Raw genomic sequence first — 19,385 nt, forward strand, 5'->3', positions numbered from 1 at the left:
CCCGGGCTGAATGAACTGAGGTTCTGTGAGACAGGAGTCGGTGTCAGTGTTTGAGCATGTTACGGTATTAAAGAAAGAAGCGATAAAGGGTCTGAAACTGAATCCTGACGGTATCTATGTCGACTGTACGCTTGGCGGTGGCGGGCATAGCGAAGCCATTGCCGCACAGCTGGAAAACGGTCATCTCTATGCATTTGATCAGGATGACGAAGCGTTGAACGCTGCATCAGAACGATTAAAAGCCTATTCTGGGGAAATAACATTGATAAAAGCAAATTTCAGACATTTGGAACGAGAACTTCGGCAACGCGGTGTGCTCCAAGTAAATGGAATACTTTTTGATCTTGGCGTATCATCACCGCAATTTGATCATGCAGATCGAGGGTTCAGCTATCAGCATGATGGTCCGCTTGACATGAGAATGGATCAGCAGCAGCAGTTGACAGCGGCCGCAATTGTGAATGAATGGCCGACGGATCGGCTGGCAAGGATCTTTTTTATGTATGGTGAGGAACGGTTTTCAAGACAGATTGCGAGGAAAATTGAGAAGTATCGTGAAAATAAGTCGATTGACATGACTGGTGAGCTGGTAGAGATTATCAAAGATGCGATACCGGCTCCTGCTAGAAGAAAAGGCGGTCATCCTGCAAAACGCATTTTTCAGGCACTTCGTATTGCAGTGAATGATGAGCTTGGGAGCTTTGACGAAGCGTTGTCACAATCGCTTCGTATGCTGGCGGTTGGCGGACGGATCGCTGTAATTACTTTTCAATCACTTGAAGATAAGTTGTGCAAGCAGTTTTTCAAAAAATACAGTGAATCGCCGGAGCTTCCTCCCGGCCTTCCTGTTGTTTCGGACGCTTTCTTGCCGGTGCTAAAGAAGGTCGGCAGGAAACCTGTTGTTCCATCTGAAGAAGAAGTAACGGTAAATAATCGATCTCGGTCGGCGAAACTCAGAGTTGCAGAAAAAGTCAGGGAAATTAAGGAGGATGAGAAGCAATGAATCAGAGTCAGCAAGCATTTAAGGTACAGAGACAGGAATATGTGGAACGCGCCCCTCAGCAAGAACAGATTGTGATTACGCGGCGAATCACTAAGGGCGAGAAAAGTCTTTGGATTGTGGCAGGTATGGTCATCTTTCTGCTGGCGCTCTGCATTGTTGCCAATCAAGCAAAGCTTTATATGGCCTCACAGGATGCCGCTTCGCTCCAATCGAAGATTAATGACCAGTCAAAAGTGACGCAGCAATTGAAGGCAGAGTCTGATCGTTTAAGTTCTCCTGAGCGGATTGTCCGTTTTGCAGAAAAGGAACTGGGCCTGAAATTAGACATTAAAAATATAAAGGTACTTCCTTAAGGTGGTTTGTTCCCATGTTCCAACGCAAACGAACATTAATAAGTTTTTGGGCAGGTATAGTCGGCGGTCTTTTTATGCTGGCTTTTTTTGTCATTATTGGCCGTTTTGTATTTATTGCCCAGGGTAAAGAAATCGATAATCATCAATTATTGAAGGTTGGAGAGAAGCAATGGTCGCAATATAAAGTCGTAGATGAGAAACGAGGAACGATCTACTCTGGCAATGGTCAGATACTTGCAGAGGATGTTCCTGCTTATACACTTTACGCAATTATTAGTACCGACAGTGATAATCATGTGAAAAATAAAAAAAAGACAGCGGCAGCCTTAGCCCCTATTTTGGAGATGAAGGAGTCTGATATTTTAAAAAAGCTCAATCGCAATGCTTATCAGGTTGAGTTCGGTTCGAAGGGTAAAATGCTGAGCTATGCGAAGAAGAAGCAGATCGACCGTCTGAAATTACCGGGAATCGGCTATCTTACCGAATCGAAGCGCTATTATCCTGAACAGTCGAGTGCCGCTTATGCCTTAGGTTTTACCCAAACGAATCAGGAAAACGACCAACAGAAAGGAGTATTCGGTGTCGAACAATCCCTGGATCAGTATCTGACCGAAAAAGACGGTTCCGTTCGCTATTATCGCAGCTTGTCCGGGGTACCGATTCCGGATGAAACACAAAAAGTTAAGAAGGCATCTCCGGGGAAAGATGTCTATCTGACGCTGAATTCACGAATTCAAACGGTGCTTGATCAAGCGATGTCTCGAGTCAATAAAGACTATAAGCCTGACAGCATGATCGGCGTTGCTGCTGATCCGAAAACCGGAAAAATACTTGCGATGTCCTCATATCCGACGTTTAATCCCAATAAACGCGATATCAAAAAGTTCAGCAATGCAAGCATTTCCGATCCCTACGAACCTGGTTCGGTGATGAAGACATTTACCGTTGCGTCGGCAATTGATGCAGGTGTTTATAAGGGCTCCGACACATATCCATCCGGTGACTATAAAACCAGCGGCGGTACGATTCATGATTGGAGAAGGCAGGGATGGGGGACGATTACTTTTGACCAGGGCTTTGAGCTGTCTTCAAATGTTGGCATGTCGGTACTCACGGATAAGTATCTCGGAGTAGATCGATTCAAGGACTATTTAAAAAGGTTCGGGTTTATGGAAAAGACGGGAATCGACCTTCCGGGAGAACGTTCGAGTGTTGTCAACTGGCAATGGAAGATTGACAAATTGGAAGCCTCATTTGGTCAAGCCTCTGCATTTACAGCGATGCAAATTGTTCAGGCTGCTACAGCAATCGGTAACAACGGGACGATGATGCGTCCTTACATCGTTGATAAAATTGTCGATCCGGCAACGAAGCAAACGGTTTTGAAGCATCATCCCGTTGTAGCGGGGCATCCTATTTCTGCCGTTGCTGCCAAGCAGACACGTGCGCTCATGCGTAAAGTAATTACTGAAAAAAAAGTGGTGAGCGGATCCAGTGCAACCGGTCTTGCGTACGATCTTCCCGGCTATGATGTGATCGGGAAAACAGGGACCGCACAGATTTCCCTAAACGGTCAGTATATGTTCGGTAAAAACAATTATGTGTACTCATTTTTGGGCATGGCTCCGCAAAAAGATCCAAAATTAATTGTGTATGTAGCGGTAAAACAACCGCATCTAAAAGATACCGATCTCGGTGCGGAGCCAGTGGTTGATATCGTGCGCCCGGTGATGACAAGCGCTCTTCAATATCTTCAAGTTGACAAAAAGGCGAGCGAATCCAGCGAAAAATTGCAGATTCCATCGCAAAAATTTGCTGATTATACTGGAACGGATATGAACGAATCCGTTCAAAAATTAAAGGATCAAGGAATTAATCCGATCTCAATCGGTTCAGGAACGATTCAAAAGCAGCTGCCGTATGCAGGTGAGCAGCTTTTTACCGGGAGCAAAGTTATTTTATCCGGAGTGGGCCAAAAAACAATGCCGGATCTTACCGGTTGGACGCTGGCCGATGTGATGAAGCTGGCCGATATAGAAAATCTTAAACTGAGTGCTAAGGGCGAAGGATTTGTTGCCGAGCAAAGTATTGCGGCGGGTGCAGTGATTAAATCCGGCAGTGCTTTACATGTCACCATGCAGGCAGAAAAAACAAACAAGACAGCTTCACATCCGGATCATTCATCACCCAACACGAAAAATCCGTAATGCACGGACAGCTTGTTCTATTATTCCTTGTTCATTCATATGGGTAGGACAAGGAAAGATGGGAGGGGCTAAACGTGCGTGTGTCGAAAGTTACCGTGAGAAGGCGGTTGTTGTTTTTCCTGTCCGCAGGACTTGTTATCTTTGCGATTTTTGTTGGCAGACTGGCATACTTGCAAGTTTTTCATAATAAATGGCTGATGAACTATGCGCTGAATTCCTGGAGTAGAGAGATTCCGTATGAGGCCGAAAGAGGCCGTATTTTGGACAGCCGCGGCAAAGTTCTGGCGACTAATGTGAGCAGCCCGTCTGTTCTTGTTGTACCGCGCCAAGTGAAAAATAAAAAGATGACAGCGGAAAAACTGGCATCCGTTCTTAATATGAGCGAAAAAAAAGCTTACGAAAAAATTTCAAAAGTTGAATCGATCGTCCGCATCACTCCTGAAGGAAGAAAAATCTCGAATGAAAAGGCAGCGGAAGTTAAAGCACTGGGCCTCCCGGGTGTTTTTGTCGCTGAAGATTTTAAACGCGATTATCCAAAAGGAAATTATCTGTCGCACGTGCTTGGATTTGCTGGCATTGATAATCAAGGACTGACCGGACTGGAATCGTATTACAATGATGGTCTGAAAGGAAAAAACGGCCATGTCGATTATTTTTCCGATGTGAACGGGAATCGAATGTCGGACCTTAAAGATAAATATGTTCCGCCCACCAGCGGGTCAAGTTTGATGCTGACCATTGACTCTCGCGTGCAGTCGATTATTGAGCGTGAACTGAATAATGCGGTTGCCGCCTATAATCCGGACAGCGCTATGGCGATTGCTATGGACCCTAATACCGGTGCAATTCTGGGTATGTCGTCGAAACCTGACTTTAATCCTGAGAACTATAAAAAGGTATCGCCGGAAGTGTACAATCATAATTTACCGATTTGGAAAACCTATGAACCGGGATCAACGTTTAAGGTCATCACACTCGCGGCAGCCCTTCAAGAAAAAGCGGTGGATTTGAAAAAGGATCACTTCTACGATTCAGGATCGATCGAAGTGGCAGGTTCTAAGCTGCATTGCTGGAAAAAAGGGGGGCACGGATCTGAAACATTTCTGCAAGTCGTGCAGAATTCATGCAACCCGGGTTTTGTAGCCCTTGGCGAGCGGATCGGAAAAGATAAATTATTTTCCTATATCGATAAATTTGGTTTTGGAGAGAAGACGGGCATTGATCTTCAAGGCGAAGCGAAAGGTATTCTGTTTAATAAAGACAAAATAGGTCCTTTGGAAGCAGCAACGACAGCCTTTGGTCAAGGAGTATCCGTAACGCCGATTCAGCAAATCACGGCTGTTTCTGCTGCGGTTAATGGTGGCTACCTCTATCAGCCTCAGCTGGCGAAGGCTTGGATTGATACGGATACCGGAAAGACGATTAATCGAATTGAACCTGTGATGAAGCGTCATGTTATTTCAGAAGCAACATCAAAAGCGGTACGAAATACCTTGGAAAGTGTCGTCGCGCAAGGTACGGGGCGCAATGCTTATGTTCAAGGCTATCGGATCGGAGGAAAAACGGGGACGGCACAAAAGGTGGATCCAAAGACCGGACGCTATATGAGTAATAACTACATTGTATCGTTTATGGGATTTGCACCAGCAAATAATCCGAAAATCGTCGTGTACGTGGCGGTTGACAATCCTAAAGGAACCGTCCAGTTCGGCGGCACAGTTTCCGCACCGATTGCCGGACGCATCATCAGCGACAGCTTGAGCGCTATGGGTGTTAAAAAGCAGACGGGCGGATTAGAGAAAGAAGCTCGCTGGCCCGACCAGCCGATGATCACCATTCCGAATTTAAAAGGAATGGATAAAAATGATTTGCGCAACACCTTAATTGACCTGAAACTGAAAACGGAAGGAAGTGGTGACGTTGTCACTATGCAGTCTCCGAAAGCAGGGGTTAAGGTCAAACAAGGTTCAACAATAATGATATACTTAGGTGACAAAAAGAAAGCAGACGATTAAAATAATCAATGGACGCAAGGGAGCCGGCGTGTCTTAAAGCCGGCTCCCGGGCATACATAAGCCTTGAAGGGTGATCGGGAAACCCTGTACCCTGTTCAATGATCTGCTGCATGGAAGAACTACTGATGACGGGTTATGTATGTGGTTCAGATAAAGTTGATGAGGGATGTGTCAATCAATGAAACTTGCGGATTGCCTGAGGGCGCTTGCCTCTTTTAAGCAAGAAGGAATGGGAAATCCAGAAATTAATGATCTCATTATCGATTCACGGCTTGTAAAGCCGGGGGCCTTGTTTTTTTGCATCAAAGGCCACCATGTCGACGGACACCGTTTCGCTGTCCAGGCTGAAAAGAACGGTGCGGCAGCCATCATTGCCCAGAATCGTATTGATGTTTCGATTCCTGTAATTTATGTCAGCGATACGCATCGCGCTTTAGCCATGGTGGCTGATCATTATTACGGCCATCCGAGTCACAGCCTCCACATGATCGGCGTTACCGGGACAAACGGAAAAACGACGATCACGTATCTCGTGCAGTCCATCCAAGAGGCGGCAGGAATGAATACGGGTCTTATTGGTACGATGGGCATGCGCTATAAAAATGAATTGATTCCGGTAGCGAATACGACGCCCGAAGTCCATCTTATCCATAAAAATTTAGCCGAAATGAAGGCACGGGGAGCTGTCTCTGCCGTTATGGAAACGTCGTCAAACGCACTCTACGATGGGCGGGTTCACGGCTGTGATTTTAACATTGGTATTTTTACCAACTTGACCGAAGACCATTTGGATCTTCATGGAACAATGAAGGACTACATGTATGCGAAGAGTCTGCTTTTCTCACAGCTAGGCAACAGCTACGGCGGTCAGAAAAAGGCTGCTGTCCTGAATGCAGATGATCCGGCATCTGATGTATACAGACACATGACGGCTGTCCCTGTCATTTCGTATGGTATTAATAAAGCCGCTGATTTCCATGCGGCATCGATTCAAATCAAACCAGCGGGCACGGATTTTATTCTGGAGACCGGGGGAGAGACTTACCCGGTATCGATGAAATTAATTGGTAAATTCAGTGTGTACAACGTCTTGGCAGCGCTCGCCGCATGCTCCGTACGCGGATTGGCCATAACCGAGATGATTCGCGCGGTCGAACAAATAAAAGGTGTATCCGGGCGCTTTGAACCTGTTGATGCGGGACAGAACTTCACTGTGATTGTTGACTATTCACATACACCGGACAGTTTGGAGAATGCGCTTGATACAATCAGAGAATTCGCTAAGAAACGTGTGATCGCGATTGTCGGATGCGGAGGAGACCGTGAGCGCGGAAAGCGTCCGCTTATGGCTAAAATCGCTGTCGATAAGAGTGATTTGGCGATCCTGACGTCCGACAACCCGCGCACTGAGGATCCTGAGGCGATCCTTCGAGAAATGGAGCACGGCGTGAAAGGGCGTTCTTATAAAAAAATTGTTGACCGCCGTGAAGCCATACAATTTGCAATGCGGCACGCCGAAAGTGGCGACATCGTTTTGATTGCGGGCAAGGGACATGAAGATTATCAGATCATCGGCACGACAAAACATCACTTTGACGATCGCGAAGAAGCGCAATCAGCGATTCTTGAGCGCAATAATATAAAATAATCGAACATCAATTGTTCGCATGACATTAGGGGAGAGTATCGATGAGTATTGGAGTAGATATAGTCAGAGGTCAGGCGATTCAGTCGATCGGTGACGCCGGACATATTGATCGATTAACGATCATGACCGACAGCCGCAAATCGGTTGCAAGCGGTCTTTTTGTACCTTTAGTAGGGGCAAACTTCAATGGTCACCAATTTTTAAAGCAGGCAATATTGAGCGGAGCAGTTGCCGCGCTCTGGATGGAAAGAGAACCGCTGCCCGACTTATTGCCGGCAGATTTTCCTGTTTTTTTTGTCCGTGATACGTTAACCGCTCTCCAAAGCATGGCGAAAAGTTACTTGAATCAAGTTCGGCCGAAAATAATTGCAGTCACCGGATCGAATGGAAAAACGACAACAAAGGATATGATCTTCAGTATTCTTTCTCAGACGTTCAGAACAGCGAAAACGCAAGGAAATTTAAATAATCATATCGGCGTTCCGCTGACTATATTGTCAATGGCGGAAGATACGCAAGTGCTCGTACTTGAAATGGGAATGAACCATTTCGGCGAACTGACTTTTCTGAGCCAAATGGCAAAACCCGATATTGCGATCATCACCAACATTGGTGAATCACATATTGAGTATTTGGGGAGTAGGGAAGGAATTGCGAAAGCAAAACTCGAAATTGTCAATGGGTTGAAAAAACGAGGCACTCTGATTTTGGACGGTGACGAACCGCTGCTTGCAAACATTCAGACCTATGCCTATCAAATTGTGCGCTGCGGCTTCGGCGTCCAGAACAATTGGTGCATTGCGGATATTGTTGAATCTGTGGACGGAAGCCGTTTCTCACTGAACAATCAGAAGGATTATTTTCGCATCCCGGTGCTTGGCAAACATAATGTAAGAAATGCCGTTCTCAGTTTTGCCGCTGCCAGAATTATGGGGGCGGATATGGAAACGATTCGCTATGGATTAGAACATCTGCACGTGACAAAATTACGCTTTCAAAAGGTTGATGGGCTGAATGGATCGCTTCTAATCGAAGACTGTTATAATGCCAGTCCGTCATCAATGATTGCTTCTCTTGAAACCTTGAAGAAATTGCCTGGTTTTAAGCGTAGAGTGGCGGTGCTTGGTGATATGTATGAGCTTGGTAAGAATGAGAAAAATCAGCACAAAAGCATTGCCAAGAGCCTGACTGCTCCATTGACACATGTGATTACGATCGGCGAAAAGGGTGCGTGGATTGCGGATGGTTTGCGTGAAACGGGCGGCGATCAAACTATTGATGTGCGGTCATATGAAACAAAGGCAGCTGCGCATGCTTATCTCAAATCATTGCTGGATGATCAAACAGTGATGCTGTTTAAAGCATCGCGACTGCTTAAACTTGAAGAATTATCGGCAGGCCTCCGCGCTAAAGAATCGACCAATCGGTGAATTTGTGAATGAGCAGATGAGCGAGTCTTTAAGAGCAGACAGATTGCCGAAGGGTTTAATGAAAACAGGGCACGAAAGCCTGGGTTCCTTCCAGCGTTCACAGATTAGCAGTCATTGATTCAACCAACAGTGCGAACGTTTCATCTCATCATCTGTATAAAAATTTATTATGTTTTGCTAATGGGCAGTCGCGCATTAAAAGGAGCGAAAGAATTCATGACATTGACCTTATTATTTGGATTAGCGATTTCTTTTCTTGTGACACTTGTTTTTGCACCTTTTTTTATTCCGCTTTTAAGGAGATTTCATTTCGGACAGTATATCCGGGAAGAGGGGCCTAAGAGTCATCAAAAAAAAAGCGGGACACCGACAATGGGCGGCGTTATTTTTTTGATCGGATTACTCGTCGGTATTCTTGTAATGGGATTGAAATATCACGTAAATTCGCAAGATACCTATATGCTGCTGTTTGTAACCTTAGGTTTCGGCTTAGTCGGGCTGCTTGATGACTTTATTAAAATTTCGATGAAGCGGAATATGGGGCTGACATCGAAACAGAAAATGGCAGCACAAATTATCATCTCGCTTATTTTTTGGTTCATAGTAACACGGTATGACTACTCTACCTACTTGTCCTTTCCCGGGACCAACTTTATGATCAATATGCATTGGTTTTATCCGCTTTTTGTTATCTTTCTTTTAATCGGTGTTCCAAATGCAACAAATTTAACGGACGGTATGGACGGACTCCTTTCCGGTCTTGCTGTCATTGCCTTTGGTGCCTATGCGGTGATTGCCTGGTTTACAATGAATCTGGGTGTTGCTGTTTTTGCAATCGTGATGCTCGGTGCACTTCTCGGCTTTTTAATCTTTAATGCGCATCCGGCACGCGTATTCATGGGTGATACAGGTTCGCTTGCGATTGGCGGCGCACTTGCCGGTATGGCTATATTAACAAATACGGAAATTCTGCTTGCGATCATTGGCGGTGTCTTTGCGATCGAGACGTTATCCGTCATTATTCAAGTGATTGCCTTTAAGACAACGGGACACAGGGTATTTAAGATGAGTCCGATTCATCACCATTTTGAATTGTCAGGATGGTCGGAATGGAAAGTCGTAACCGTCTTCTGGATTGTTGGACTTATGCTTGCAGTCATCGGAGTTTATCTGAAAGTGGGGATTGTCAGTTGAAAACGTTGAATAGGTTCAAAAGCAAAAAAGTCCTTGTTTTAGGTTTGGGCAAGAGCGGTTATGCCGCTGCCAAATTAATCAGAGGCTTGGGTGCTGATGTCACGGTTAATGATCGCAGTGATTTAAGTAAAAACGATCATGCACGCGATTTAAAGGCGACAGGGATACGTGTTGTTGACAGCGGACATCCCCTTGAGCTGCTCGACGGCATTGATTTAATGATCAAAAATCCGGGCATTCCCTACACAAATCCTATGGTCCAAAAAGCCCTTGAGCTGAATATATCTATTGTGACCGAAGTGGAAATTGCAGGCCTGTTATCCGATGCGCCGTTTATTGGTATAACGGGATCAAATGGAAAAACGACAACGACGATGCTGATCGGAGAGATGATGAAGGGCTCGAACTATGCCCCGATTGTCGCCGGGAACATTGGAACGGCGCTGACTTCAGTTGTTCAAAAAGCAACTGAAGAAAATGTGATTGTGGCTGAACTTTCAAGTTTTCAACTTCTCGGAACGAGAGAATTTCATCCACATGCTGCTGTTGTTCTGAACATATTTGATCATCATCTGGACTATCACGGAACGGTTGAAAACTATGCCGAGGCTAAGGCGCGAATTACAGCCAATCAGACGGCGGCAGACGCGCTTATTTATAATGCTGACAGTGAACGTGTTGTCACTTATATTGCTGAAAAATCGAGAGCACAAAAAGTTCCTTTTTCTTTAAAAACAAAAGTGGCAGATGGTGCCTATGTTTCTGAAAAAGTCATTTATTTTAAGGATGAACCGATCATGAAGGCTGATGAGATGGGCCTGCCGGGCGAGCACAACCTGATGAATGCCCTTGCTGCTGTAGCTGTTGCCGGTGTGTACGGGGTTCCGAAGCAGCATATTGCTGATGTGCTGCGTTCCTTTAAAGGAGCGCGTCATCGTCTGGAATATGTGGACGTCGTGCAGGGCCGAACCATCTACAATGATTCCAAGGCGACGAATATTATCGCGACATCCAAAGCACTGCATGCTTTTCCGGGAAAAGAAATTGTGCTACTTGCCGGCGGTCTCGACCGCGGCAACACATTTGACGCATTAATTCCCGAATTAAAGAAAGCCCCTATTAAAGCGGTGCTTCTTTTCGGTCAGACGCAGAAGAAGCTGCTTGATGCCTGTGAAAAAGCTTCAATTCCCGTGATCAGGGAGGTTGAGAACGTCGAAGCTGCTGTACCGGAGGCATTTGCTTTATCTAAACCAGGCGATGTTCTTTTGCTTTCTCCGGCCTGCGCAAGTTGGGATCAATATAAATCTTTTGAGCAGCGCGGTGACATTTTTATCGCAGAAGTGAATAAGTTTAGATAAGGGGACAGGCCGGTTATGAGGAGCTTCGGCAATCCGTGTCCCTGATCTGAACGGAGTGTTGCTCATGCGCAAGTATCGTCAATCACCTGATCTCATGCTGCTTATCCTAACTTTTGCTTTGCTGACTATAGGGCTGATGATGGTTTATAGTGCAAGTGCTGTAAAGGCAGCCAATGATTTCGGCGATTCACTGTATTTTTTGAAGCGTCAGTTGTTTTTTGCTTCGATCGGGGCAGCCTTGATGTTTGCTGTCATGCACATTGACTACCATTTTTGGAGAGCGTGGGCGAAAATAGGGTTGATTGGCTGCTATTTTCTGCTTGTGATTGTTTTAATTCCAGGGGTTGGTCTTGTAAGGGGCGGAGCGAGCAGCTGGCTCGGTGTCGGCGCCTTTTCAATCCAGCCGTCGGAGTTTACCAAGGTGGCACTGATTTTATTTCTAGCAAAATATCTTTCGGAGCATCAGTCACGTCTGCCATCATTTCGCAAGGGACTTGTTCCGGCACTTATGCCGGTAATCTTAGCATTCGGACTGATCATGCTGCAGCCTGATCTTGGAACAGGCATGGTGCTGGTGCTTACTTGCGTGCTCATGATTTTTGTCGCCGGGGCGCGTATCAAACATTTTGTCTTAATGGGATTGGTAGGTATCCTTGGTTTCGCAGGGTTAATTATTTCTGCTCCGTATCGCTTGAAACGCTTGTCGGCTTTTTTTAATCCGTGGCAGGATCCGAAAAACGGCGGCTTTCAAATCACGCAGTCCTTGCTTGCGATCGGACCGGGCGGGCTGCTTGGATTCGGATTGGGACAAAGCAGGCAGAAATATCAGTATCTGCCGGAACCGCAGACTGACTTTATTTTTTCTATTGTATGTGAAGAACTTGGATTTATCGGTGCGACTTTTGTGCTTCTGCTCTTTTGCCTCATGCTTTGGCGCGGCATTGTGATCGCCATAAAGGCTCCGGATCTTTTCGGAACACTGCTGGCTGTTGGAATTACCGGTATGATTGCCATTCAGATTATGATTAATATTGCGGTGGTGACCGGGCTGATTCCGGTAACCGGGATTACCTTGCCATTTCTGAGTTATGGAGGGTCGTCACTGACACTTATGCTCGTGTCAATCGGTATTCTATTAAACGTCAGCAGTCACATAAATTAACCGTCTGTTCACACACATCAATGGTTTGACTGTAGCCCTGTTTTTCAGTAAACAGGGTTTGCTGTTTTTTTCGAAAAAAAATACAATAGAAGGGGCCAGATAAGCAAAAGATACAATGCCCGCAGGATACCGATCGTATTTTCAGTTCAAGGTATGCAGAGGAGAGAGTGTTATGGATAAGAAGAAGGTTGTCGCGCTTGAGGATCGGCTTCCTCAGTTAAAGAAGGAACGAAAACGGAAAGCGAATCGGCGTTTTGCTTTTTATGCTTCTCTATTTTTTTTCTTAATACTCATTGTCGTTTATTTTCAATCTCCTTTAAGCCGAGTCCACTCAATTGCTGTTGAAGGTGAGCAAATCGTAAGCAGCGATAAAGTCATAAAAGTGAGCCGCATCACGAATAAAACACATATATGGGATATTCGTAAGAAGGCTGTTGCGCAAAATATTGAAAAGCTGCCTACAGTAAGAACGGCCGTGATTGAGAAGGAATTTCCGAATCAGGTTAAGATTACAATTACCGAATATACACGTAAAGCCTATTTGCAAAAGGACGGCAATTTTTATCCCATTCTTCAAAATGGTGCGGTGCTGAGCAAGCTTCAAAGCGGTAAATTGCCTGTCGATGCACCCGTACTGTTTGGATTCTCAAAATCCGGACCATTAAAAAAAGTCGCTGAAGGTCTTTCTAAGATTTCCAGACAGATGGCACATAATATTTCTGATATTCATTACATAGGAAAATCAGGAAGCGCAGACGATCTTGTTTTGTACATGAATGACGGCAACAAAGTCATTGCCAGTACACAGACCTTTGCTCAGAACATCAAATTATATCCTGAGATTGCTGCCAATCTGCCAAAAGGAAAGCCCGGTACGATCCATCTAAGTGTTGGTACCTATTTCATTCCGAATGATACGGAGCAAGGTGCAACCCAGAATGCAAGTAAAAAGTGAAAGTATGAAAAATCTCCTCGGTCAATTTGCAAAACAAGCAAATTAATCTTTTCTAGTCCTTCAAGTTGGTGTAGACTATTAAATAGCTAAGAATTTAATAGCATGAACTCTTTTCGGCCTTTTCAGTGAATAGGGCTATATATCTATTCATTTTGTCTGAATAAATGCCGATATATTTGTGAAATAAGATCAATTTGAATAAGGTTTGAAATTTTAAAAGGGAAATGCTCCATTTTGTAGAATACAAACAGTATTGAGGTTTGATTCTATTTACCGGAACAGAAAAAGTATTGGGTTGAAAATAATGTCTCTAAAAATGAATTACGGATATTCGTATGCAGCTTGCTCGATCCAATCATCCCTGAATAGAGAAATCATCAAAGATATTCAAGAAAAAGGGGGTGCCACAGAATGAACAGTGAAGATGTTTTTGTCAGTCTGGATATCGGCACGTCCAGTATAAAGACCGTGATCGGCGAGATGGCAGGGGAACGTTTAAATGTTATTGGTGTTGGTGAAGCGTCTTCGTACGGGATAAAAAAAGGAGCGATTGTCGACATTGATGCGACGGTCCGCTCAATTGGCAACGCTGTTGAACAGGCAGAACGTATGGTGGGTATTAATATTAAAAGTGTGATTGTCGGCATTTCCGGAAATCACATCCAACTCAGAAGCTGTCATGGCGTTGTTGCAGTATCCGGCGAATCTCATGAGATAGAAAATGAGGATATTGCGCGAGTAATCGATGCTGCCCAAGTGATGTCAGTGCCTCCGGAACGAGAGATCGTTGATGTTATTCCTGAACAGTTCATTGTTGATGGTGTTGATGAAATTCATGATCCGAGAGGCATGATCGGTGTTCGTCTCGAAATGGAAGGGACGCTGATCACCGGATCAAAGACCTTGCTTCATAATCTGCTACGCTGTGTCGAGCGTGCAGGATTAACCATTTCGGATGTTTGCCTCCAACCTCTCGCATTGGGCTCCGTTGCGCTGTCAGATGATGAGAAAAATCTTGGTGTTGCCCTGATTGATATCGGAGGTGGCTCCACGAGCGTGGCAGTGTTTGACCAAGGTACATTGGTCTCGACTTTTGAACTTCCCATCGGTGGAAATCACATTACGAAGGATATATCCATTATCCAAAAAATTCCTATGGATGAAGCAGAACATGCGAAAATAAAACATGGCGTGGCTTATTTAGGTGCAGCGTCTGATGAGGATACATTTACCGTATCGCAAATTGGAAGCGACAAAAAACAATCGCTGAATCAAGAAGATTTGGCTGAAATTATTCAGGCCCGCATGGAGGAAATCTTTGAAATTATACGTGAGGAGCTGCAGCGTATCGGTGTTTATGATCTTCCCGGCGGTTATGTATTTACCGGCGGAGTCACTGCAATGCCCGGTGTAGCAGATTTAGCAGCACATCACTTAGATTCCAGTGTGCGCATTGCTTCGCCTGATTACATTGGCGTGCGCGAGCCCAAATATACAGCTTGCATCGGCTTAATTCAATTTGCTTATCATAACGTTAAAATACAGGGGAAAGAGATTGCAGCTGCTATCGGCCCTGAACATGAACGTTATGAAGCTGTACAGAAACAGCACAAACAGAAAAAATCAAAACAGGACCCGAAAGAGCGTGAAGGCGTCACAACCAAGGTGAAAAATTGGTTTAATCTGTTCTTTGACTGATCGGGCGGCGGAATGATTAAATGGGAGGAAATGAACAATGTATGATCACGATACGGAGATGGAACATCTAGCCAAAATAAAAGTCATTGGCGTTGGCGGCGGCGGAAATAACGCGGTTAACCGAATGATTGAAAGCGGGATACAGGGCGTTGAATTTATTTGCGCGAATACGGACGCTCAAGCACTTAAACTTTCTAAGGCAGACATTAAACTTCAGCTTGGAGAGAAGCTGACACGTGGATTGGGAGCCGGTGCTAATCCTGAAGTCGGTAAAAAAGCGGCTGAGGAAAGTCATGATCAAGTGGAAGAAATACTGAAAGGAGCCGATATGGTCTTTGTAACTGCCGGCATGGGCGGCGGTACAGGAACCGGTGCGGCACCTGTCATTGCTGAAGTTGCAAAAGAAGTCGGGGCACTTACTGTCGGTGTTGTTACGCGTCCGTTCACATTTGAAGGCAGAAAGCGTGCGAAACAAGCGCAAAGCGGCATCGGCAACCTAAAAGAAAAAGTTGATACCCTGATTGTGATCCCAAATGATCGTCTTTTGGAGATTGTGGACAAGAATACGCCGATGCTTGATGCTTTTAGAGAAGCAGATAATGTACTCCGTCAAGGTGTTCAAGGCATCTCGGATCTTATTTCGGTTCCGGGACTGATTAATCTTGACTTTGCCGATGTAAAGACAATCATGACCGAAGGCGGTTCTGCGCTGATGGCGATCGGCATCGCTTCGGGTGAGAACCGAGCGGCCGAAGCAGCAAAAAAAGCGATTTCGAGCCCGTTGCTCGAAAAATCAATTGATGGAGCTAAAGGCGTGCTGATGAACATAACCGGCGGCACGAATTTAAGTCTTTATGAAGTCAATGAGGCCGCGGATATTGTTGCAACGGCTGCAGATGAAGAAGTGAACATGATCTTCGGTTCGGTTATTAGAGAAGAGCTTGATGATGAGATTGTTGTTACCGTGATTGCTACGGGCTTTGAGGAACGTGAAAAGTCCGGAGAAGCACAGCAGACTGAAGGAGATCTTTTCATTCGCAGAAGACAAAATACGGAGGGCTTGAATCAAACCAAATTGCGTGATCATCATCGGGATGAAACGGTGAGCCCGGTTCAACAGCCGGTACATCGTTCACGCAGTATTGTTGATGATGAAGAGACGCTTGATATTCCAACCTTTCTGCGCAATCGTCACAGAAAAAATGAGTAAGACCGGTACTTAGATGAATACTTTCAGTTTATTTTCTCCCAAATGATCAAAACAAGCTCGCCGGGCAGGAGTGTATTTCCTGAACGCGGGCTTTTTTGTATGCCAATAACTGCAATTTTTTGTTTGATTTATTATCTGCTTTTCAATAGTACGTCTGGGTTTCGATAACTGCACAATTTAATGCATCTATTTATTGTTACATAGGCCATTTTATGTATGCTTTGGGTGGCATTTTTTATACCGGATATTCCCTCGAAATCATTCCACATGGCCAAAACTTTAATGATTCAATGGTGCGACAAAACCAGCCAAAATAACAGTAAAATTACACCCACAGTGTGACAGACTTTCCAAGCTACTGCCCGTATACTAATCCTAAACATGCGAAGAAGGTGGGACATTGGTCGTCTATCTGGATGCAATTTGGGCACTTAATTTGTTCATTGATGCTTGCTTGTTGAAATTGACTGCACTCATGCTCAAGCGACAGACGAGCAGGCTTCGACTATGGTCCGGTGCAGTAATTGCATCAGCGATTGTGCTGATGCTCTTTACACCCGCAGCCTTCATTGTGGATCAACCACTTGGGAAACTGTTGTACTCAGCTTTGATCATTCTTGTCGCCTTCGGGTTTCATCGTGTTTCCATTTTTCTTCAAAATCTTGCCGCCTTCTATTTCACGGCTTTTGCAACCGGTGGAGGATTGTTTGCCGTACACTATTTCTTTCAAGACGCTTCATTTTATGCGAGCAACCGCTTTTTAAACACAACGAATTATGGCGATCCGATCAGTTGGATCACTGTATGCATCGGATTCCCTATTCTTTGGTTTTTTTCGAAGAGGCGGATCGATCAGACTGTGGTCAGAAAGTGGAACAGTACAACGCTTGCAGATGTAAGACTACGTTTTTTCGACATTTGTATTGATGCGAGAGCAATGATTGACAGCGGGAATAAGTTGACAGACCCGCTGACCGGGGCACCGGTGATGTTTGTAGAAAAAAGTGTATGCGGTGAACGTATTCCAAAAGCACTTTTTCAAACGGACGGCAGGCAGTTCGTATCACCGGAATTAAGCAGCATTCCGGAAGAATGGCAGAATAGAATCGCATGGATTCCTTATCGAGCTGTCGACGGATCAAATCAATTGTCGCTTGCTGTACGGCCGGATCAAGTCGTCATTATGTTTGAGGGAAAGAAAATAGAATGCACAAAATCGCTCGTAGCATTTGTCGATCATTCACTAAGCCCATCCGGAGATTTCAGCAGTATCTTGCATCCGGACATGCTGCTCCATGGGAAAGTAATTGATACAGCTTCATGACTTGATACAAAAACAAGGAGGTCACTCAGGATGAGAATCAGTTTTTTAAAGCTTTGGCATTGGGTGCTTGTAAAACTGGGTATAAAGCCTAATGAAATATACTATATCGGCGGGAGCGACGGGCTGCCTTCTCCATTGTCAAAAGAAGAGGAAGCTGAATTGATGAAAAAACTTCCTTCGGGGGATCCTCAAGTGCGTGCGACGCTCATCGAACGAAATCTCCGCCTCGTTGTCTATATTGCACGTAAATTTGACAATACGCGAATTAATATTGAAGATCTGATCAGCATTGGCACAATTGGATTAATAAAAGCTGTAAATACATTCAATCCTGAAAAGAAAATTAAACTCGCTACTTATGCTTCGCGCTGTATCGAAAATGAAATTCTCATGTATTTGCGCAGAAACAGCCGAACACGTTCGGAGGTTTCGCTTGATGAACCCTTGAATGTTGACTGGGACGGCAACGAATTGCTCCTATCTGATGTGCTGGGTACAGAAAATGACGTAACAACAAAAAATATGGAGCGCAAAGTGGAACGAACACTGCTCAAAAAAGCAATGCTGATGCTCAATGATCGTGAGAAGGAAATTATGAACCTTCGTTTCGGGTTATCAGGAGGAAAAGAAAAAACACAGAAAGATGTTGCCGATGAATTGGGCATTTCGCAATCCTATATTTCGCGACTAGAAAAACGAATAATTAAACGGTTAAAAAAAGAATTCAGCAAAATGGCTTAGTGACAGGTGTTTCCCGCTTTGGCCTTTTTTGCTGTGCATAAAATGGATTCCTACGGAAATACTTGACCATAGAGCAGAGGTTGAAAAATAGCTGATCATGATTTTCGATGTTCGGCAGATTTCAGCCCAGCTATCGCAAGTTTTCGACAATGGGGGGTCATCTTCTATGGCACGGCACAAAGTGGAAATCTGCGGAGTGGACACATCAAAACTTCCGGTCTTGACCAACGTTGAGATGCGCAAGCTTTTCGCTGAACTTCAGTCGGGCAAGCACGAGGCTAGAGAAAAGTTGGTAAATGGGAACCTCCGACTTGTCTTAAGTGTCATCCAGCGCTTTAACAATCGCGGTGAATCTGTGGACGACTTATTTCAAGTTGGTTGTATTGGATTAATGAAATCCATTGATAATTTTGATCTGGGTCAAAATGTCCGCTTTTCAACATACGCCGTTCCCATGATCATCGGTGAAATCCGTCGTTATCTGAGAGACAACAATCCTATTCGCGTATCCAGATCATTGCGAGATATGGCTTACAAAGCGCTTCAGGCAAAGGAGCGTTACATAGCAAAACACTCGAAAGAGCCGACAACGGCAGAACTTGCAAAAATGCTTGATCTGCCGGTAGAGGATGTGGTGTTCGCAATGGATGCCATTCAGGATCCAGTGTCCTTGTTCGAACCGATTTACAGCGACGGCGGCGATCCGATCTTTATTATGGATCAAATCAGTGATGATAAGCACAAAGACAAGGAATGGGTAGATAATATCTCATTAAAAGAAGCAATGAACAAGCTTCATGATCGTGAAAAACGAATTGTTGCAATGCGTTTTTTTTACGGCAAAACGCAGATGGAGGTTGCTGAAGAAATTGGCATTTCACAAGCGCAAGTATCCAGACTTGAAAAAATGGCTATAAAAGAAATGAATCAGGAAATCGGACCCTAACACTTGCTCAGGCAAGTGTTTTTTTTCAGTGTTTTGAAAACCCTAGGCTATGCCTAGGGTTCCGGAGAGCTTCAAGCGATGTATCAAAAAAAGCCTCACCTCGTGTTAAGATAAATTTCGGTTCGCCAACCAAATTTATCG

General features: G+C 44.7%; 15 protein-coding genes. All 15 read left to right on the top strand.

Annotated features, from left to right (window positions below):
* Window positions 1–46: 46 nt before the first annotated feature.
* The 15 genes from rsmH to sigG all read left to right on the top strand — a co-directional run bounded on the left by rsmH (window position 47) and on the right by sigG (window position 19,244).
* Window positions 47–1,003, top strand: coding sequence for a 16S rRNA (cytosine(1402)-N(4))-methyltransferase RsmH (rsmH, locus tag NIE88_RS10940; protein ID WP_253062086.1), 957 nt, complete (start codon window positions 47–49; stop codon window positions 1,001–1,003).
* Window positions 1,000–1,356 carry a cell division protein FtsL gene (gene ftsL, locus NIE88_RS10945; RefSeq protein ID WP_253062088.1) on the top strand — a complete coding sequence of 119 codons (357 nt, stop codon included), beginning with the start codon at window positions 1,000–1,002 and terminating at the stop codon, window positions 1,354–1,356. Before rsmH ends, ftsL begins: the two co-directional genes overlap by 4 nt.
* Window positions 1,357–1,370: 14 nt before the next feature.
* A complete protein-coding gene (locus NIE88_RS10950) occupies window positions 1,371–3,563 on the top strand; it encodes a PASTA domain-containing penicillin-binding protein (RefSeq protein ID WP_253062090.1) in 2,193 nt (730 codons plus the stop codon).
* 74 nt (window positions 3,564–3,637) lie between these two features.
* Window positions 3,638–5,578 (top strand): stage V sporulation protein D, encoded by a 1,941-nt coding sequence (locus NIE88_RS10955; RefSeq protein WP_253062092.1) that lies wholly within the window; start codon window positions 3,638–3,640, stop codon window positions 5,576–5,578.
* 178 nt (window positions 5,579–5,756) lie between these two features.
* On the top strand, window positions 5,757–7,226 hold the full coding sequence (locus tag NIE88_RS10960; protein WP_253062094.1) for a UDP-N-acetylmuramoyl-L-alanyl-D-glutamate--2,6-diaminopimelate ligase: 1,470 nt from the start codon (window positions 5,757–5,759) through the stop codon (window positions 7,224–7,226).
* 41 nt (window positions 7,227–7,267) lie between these two features.
* Window positions 7,268–8,656 (top strand): UDP-N-acetylmuramoyl-tripeptide--D-alanyl-D-alanine ligase, encoded by a 1,389-nt coding sequence (locus NIE88_RS10965; protein ID WP_253062096.1) that lies wholly within the window; start codon window positions 7,268–7,270, stop codon window positions 8,654–8,656.
* 216 nt (window positions 8,657–8,872) lie between these two features.
* Window positions 8,873–9,850, top strand: coding sequence for a phospho-N-acetylmuramoyl-pentapeptide-transferase (gene mraY / locus NIE88_RS10970; protein ID WP_253062098.1), 978 nt, complete (start codon window positions 8,873–8,875; stop codon window positions 9,848–9,850).
* The gene (murD, locus tag NIE88_RS10975; RefSeq protein WP_253062100.1) at window positions 9,847–11,208 is read left to right on the top strand and encodes a UDP-N-acetylmuramoyl-L-alanine--D-glutamate ligase; all 1,362 of its coding nucleotides are present in this window, start codon (window positions 9,847–9,849) and stop codon (window positions 11,206–11,208) included. Before mraY ends, murD begins: the two co-directional genes overlap by 4 nt.
* A gap of 64 nt (window positions 11,209–11,272) precedes the next feature.
* A complete protein-coding gene (gene spoVE, locus NIE88_RS10980) occupies window positions 11,273–12,370 on the top strand; it encodes a stage V sporulation protein E (RefSeq protein WP_253062102.1) in 1,098 nt (365 codons plus the stop codon).
* A gap of 172 nt (window positions 12,371–12,542) precedes the next feature.
* Window positions 12,543–13,325, top strand: coding sequence for a cell division protein FtsQ/DivIB (locus NIE88_RS10985; protein ID WP_253062104.1), 783 nt, complete (start codon window positions 12,543–12,545; stop codon window positions 13,323–13,325).
* Between the two features lie 411 nt (window positions 13,326–13,736).
* Window positions 13,737–15,023 (top strand): cell division protein FtsA, encoded by a 1,287-nt coding sequence (gene ftsA / locus NIE88_RS10990; protein ID WP_253062106.1) that lies wholly within the window; start codon window positions 13,737–13,739, stop codon window positions 15,021–15,023.
* Window positions 15,024–15,060: 37 nt separating this feature from the next.
* Entirely contained in the window at window positions 15,061–16,233 is a 1,173-nt protein-coding gene (ftsZ, locus tag NIE88_RS10995) for a cell division protein FtsZ (RefSeq protein ID WP_253062108.1), read from the top strand.
* Window positions 16,234–16,633: 400 nt separating this feature from the next.
* Window positions 16,634–17,557, top strand: a complete 924-nt coding sequence (spoIIGA, locus tag NIE88_RS11000; protein WP_253062110.1) for a sigma-E processing peptidase SpoIIGA — start codon at window positions 16,634–16,636, stop codon at window positions 17,555–17,557.
* Between the two features lie 30 nt (window positions 17,558–17,587).
* Window positions 17,588–18,298 carry an RNA polymerase sporulation sigma factor SigE gene (sigE, locus tag NIE88_RS11005; protein ID WP_253062112.1) on the top strand — a complete coding sequence of 237 codons (711 nt, stop codon included), beginning with the start codon at window positions 17,588–17,590 and terminating at the stop codon, window positions 18,296–18,298.
* A gap of 166 nt (window positions 18,299–18,464) precedes the next feature.
* Window positions 18,465–19,244, top strand: coding sequence for an RNA polymerase sporulation sigma factor SigG (gene sigG, locus NIE88_RS11010; RefSeq protein WP_253062113.1), 780 nt, complete (start codon window positions 18,465–18,467; stop codon window positions 19,242–19,244).
* The last annotated feature ends 141 nt before the right edge of the window (window positions 19,245–19,385 follow it).

The organism is Sporolactobacillus shoreicorticis (genome assembly GCF_024125445.1).
Classification (GTDB): domain Bacteria; phylum Bacillota; class Bacilli; order Bacillales; family Sporolactobacillaceae; genus Sporolactobacillus; species Sporolactobacillus shoreicorticis.

Coding starts and splice junctions, on each gene's coding strand:
- ftsL (WP_253062088.1), top strand. CDS start 1,000: ATGAATCAGAGTCAGCAAGCATTTAAGGTACAGAGACAGGAATATGTG.
- NIE88_RS10950 (WP_253062090.1), top strand. CDS start 1,371: ATGTTCCAACGCAAACGAACATTAATAAGTTTTTGGGCAGGTATAGTC.
- NIE88_RS10960 (WP_253062094.1), top strand. CDS start 5,757: ATGAAACTTGCGGATTGCCTGAGGGCGCTTGCCTCTTTTAAGCAAGAA.
- NIE88_RS10965 (WP_253062096.1), top strand. CDS start 7,268: ATGAGTATTGGAGTAGATATAGTCAGAGGTCAGGCGATTCAGTCGATC.
- mraY (WP_253062098.1), top strand. CDS start 8,873: ATGACATTGACCTTATTATTTGGATTAGCGATTTCTTTTCTTGTGACA.
- spoVE (WP_253062102.1), top strand. CDS start 11,273: ATGCGCAAGTATCGTCAATCACCTGATCTCATGCTGCTTATCCTAACT.
- NIE88_RS10985 (WP_253062104.1), top strand. CDS start 12,543: ATGGATAAGAAGAAGGTTGTCGCGCTTGAGGATCGGCTTCCTCAGTTA.
- ftsA (WP_253062106.1), top strand. CDS start 13,737: ATGAACAGTGAAGATGTTTTTGTCAGTCTGGATATCGGCACGTCCAGT.
- ftsZ (WP_253062108.1), top strand. CDS start 15,061: ATGTATGATCACGATACGGAGATGGAACATCTAGCCAAAATAAAAGTC.
- sigE (WP_253062112.1), top strand. CDS start 17,588: ATGAGAATCAGTTTTTTAAAGCTTTGGCATTGGGTGCTTGTAAAACTG.
- sigG (WP_253062113.1), top strand. CDS start 18,465: ATGGCACGGCACAAAGTGGAAATCTGCGGAGTGGACACATCAAAACTT.